Origin of the sequence: uncultured Clostridium sp., assembly GCF_934754915.1 — a bacterium.
Classification (GTDB): Bacteria; Bacillota; Clostridia; order Clostridiales; family Clostridiaceae; genus Clostridium.
On the sequence record NZ_CAKVKB010000250.1, the window covers coordinates 1 to 3,313 of the forward strand.

Consider the following 3,313-nt stretch of genomic DNA (forward strand, 5'->3'; position numbering starts at 1 on the left):
ACCCTTATTTCTTTTATATTAATACTATTAATTGGAATCGCAAATTACTTTTTTATTCAATAAATATTATTAATTGAGGATATTTCATAATAGGAATATCCAAATCTGTGGATAACTTTTTTAAATTTTTAAAAAAAGTCAATAGCAAAGCTAGGTAACTTAAATTACCTTTTTTTGCTATTTGGTTTTATACCACAGATAAATTATTATTTTTAATACGATTTACAGATATATCAGCATTAAATGCACAGTTTTTATATACGATTTCTAGAATAATTCTTGCGCAAGCTGCAGTTAATCACTTTATTATTGTATCAGCTAATATTAGTAAGGATTTTAGATATAATGAGTTTATTGCTGGGGAGAGATGTACTGTTTATGGAAATTATTATGGGATTATTTCCAATGTGTTTTTATTTATAGGATTTTATAAAATATATGAGAGAAATATTATTCAGCCTATATTGGGTGGTTAATGGTAAATTTGAAGTTATTATTCTTATAAAAGATGCAGCATGCATGTTGTATATACTGTATTTTTTGTGAGAAAATACAATTTAATAAGATTATGCGATTAACCTTTGATTTTATATAAGGATTATGCTAACCTTATATTGGAAATGCAATTTGTGGAATATAATTTTCTAATATGTAAGGTAAAGAGTAGGAGGCTATCAATTGCAAGAAGGACAGAACAATAGAGTAAGAATAATAGACATTGCAGAAGAGTTAGGGGTTAGTACAGCTACAGTATCTAATGTGATAAATGGAAAAACTAAAAAAATATCTGTTAAGACAGTTGAAAAAGTTCAGAAAAAGCTAGAAGAAAAAAATTATATACCTAATATGGCAGCAGTTCTTCTAGCGCAAAATAGTTCAAAAATTATATGTGTTATCATATCTGATCATGATAAGTATGAAGGAAATGTAATACAAGATCCATTTGTTTCTTCATTATTAGATAAATTAGAAATGGAAATTGAAAAGAATAATTATTTTATGATGATAAAGAAGACTAGCAATATAAATGAAGTCGTAAAATATGCTTCCATGTGGAATATGGCGGGCCTTGTTTTAATAGGTTTCTGTGATCAAGATTATGATAAACTTAGAAAATGCATACATATACCATTTGTTGTTATGGATGGATTTTTTGAACCACAAGAAAAGTGTGCAAATATAGGAATTGATGACTTTATGGGTGGCTATATAATGGGAAAATATTTCATAAGTAAAGGTCATAGCAGAGTAATGTATGTTTCTGATAATGATATGTGCATGGATCATAATAGATATATTGGATTAAAAGAAGCTTTTAAAGATAGCAAGATTGATTTGGATAATGTGAAGTTAGAAATTATTCCTATGAAGAGAAATGAACGCTTTTTATATTATAAGACAATAAAAAAGAAAATAAGGGATGTTACAGCTATTTTTTGTGCATCAGATGCATATGCAATAGAAATTATGAATTATCTTACTGATAATGGATATAGCATTCCAGATGATGTATCTATAGCTGGTTTTGATGATATACCAGCATCTACAATCGTAAGACCAGCCCTTACAACTATAAGGCAGGATATTGGAATAAGAGCTGAATATGCAGTGAGATTACTGAACGAATTAGTAAGGGGATGTATTGAAGAAAATAATGTTATATTACCAGTAGAATTGGTTGAAAGAGATAGTGTCAAGCTTTTAAAAGATGTTAATTAAATTCATGAAAATTGATTAATGTGATACAGGGAGGTAGAATTATGGATAATGTACAACAAGAAAGAAAAATAGTTTTAAAGGAGGATTTGATACAAGGATTTGAAAAAGCAGGAGTAAAAAAAGGACAGGCAATAATGGTGCATACATCATTGAGCAGTTTTGGTTTTGTTTGTGGAGGTCCACAGATTGTAATAGAAGCATTGATTGAAAGTGTGGGACAAGAAGGAACTATAATGATGCCTACTCAGAGCTGGAAGAATCTAGATCCAAAGTCGGGTGTACATTGGGAAGAACCGGAAGAATGGTGGCAGATTATAAGAGATAACTGGCCTGCATACAATAAAGATATTACACCAACAAATACAATGGGAGCTGTTGCAGAGATGTTTAGAAAATGGCCAGGTGCACAGAGAAGTAATCATCCAGCACGCTCTGTCGCAGCCCTAGGAAAACATGCAGCCTATTTAACTGAAAATCATGATTTAAGCAATATTTTTGGAACTGATTCACCTATAGATAAATTATATAAATTAGATGGGTATGTGCTTTTAATTGGAGTTGGATATGATAAGAATACATCTATTCATTTGGCCGATGCAAAAGCTGAATATCCAGGAAAGCATAATGTTATAGAAAGTAGTGCAGTAATGGTTGATGGAAAAAGAAAATGGATATCATATGATACTCTTGCAGTAGATGGAGAAGATTTTATTGAAATTGGAGAAGACTTTGAAAAAGAGTATAAGGTGAATGAGGTTAAGATAGGAAATGCAGTAGTGAAGTTCATGAGGCAAAGAGATATTGTTGATTATGCTGTTAAGTGGATTGAAAAAAATAGAAAGTAGGATGGTAGATATGTTTGATAAAAAGGAATTTTATAAAGAAATACGTCATATAGCAGTTCCAATTACTTTGCAAAGCTTTTTTCAATCATCAGTTAGCGTAATTGATCAGATAATGGTTGGGCAGCTTGGAAGTATAAGCATTGCAGGAGCAGGAATTGGAGGAAAATTTTCATCTCTGCTTATTGTAACAATAACAGGGATTGCTACAGGAGCAGGAATATTAATTTCTCAATACTATGGTTCTAAAAATGAAAAGGGAGTTAATGATAGTTTTATTGTTAATCTTATTTTTGCATTATTAGTAGGCGCTGTTTTTTCAATATTTTCAATATTGTTTTCTAAAGGAATAATGTCAATTTATTCTACAGATTCCCCTACAATAGAATGTGCAGCATCTTATCTGAAAATCGTTTCATTTGGTTTTATACCCATGACTTTAACCATTATTATATCAAGTCTTTTAAGGTGTATAGGATATGCTTCATACCCTATGGCTGCAAGTATAATGTCAGTTGTATCAAATACAATTTTAAATTATATTTTTATTTTTGGAAAATTAGGATTCCCTGAATTAGGGTTAGATGGAGCAGCTTATGCTACTGATATAGCAAGAACTATAGAATTCATAATGATAATTACATTTTTAATAAAAGTTAAAAAGAAAGATAAATTATATATATCTTTTAAAGTTAATTTAAATAAAAATTTTATAAGAAAAATATTTATGATTTTATGGCCTATTTTAATGT

The 3,313-nt window shown here is 29.5% G+C and carries 3 protein-coding genes; all 3 read left to right on the forward strand.

The genetic code is table 11. From position 1 onward, the window contains the following. The first annotated feature begins 678 nt into the window (after positions 1 to 678). Positions 679 to 1,719: a LacI family DNA-binding transcriptional regulator gene (locus Q0F58_RS18340; protein ID WP_294379334.1), complete on the forward strand. Its 1,041-nt coding sequence runs from the start codon at positions 679 to 681 to the stop codon at positions 1,717 to 1,719. Positions 1,720 to 1,760: 41 nt separating this feature from the next. Beyond that, positions 1,761 to 2,564, forward strand: a complete 804-nt coding sequence (locus Q0F58_RS18345) for an aminoglycoside N(3)-acetyltransferase (protein ID WP_294379335.1) — start codon at positions 1,761 to 1,763, stop codon at positions 2,562 to 2,564. 10 nt (positions 2,565 to 2,574) lie between these two features. Next, positions 2,575 to 3,313, forward strand: a 739-nt coding sequence (locus Q0F58_RS18350; protein ID WP_294379337.1) for an MATE family efflux transporter, incomplete at its 3' end; no start/stop codon positions are given.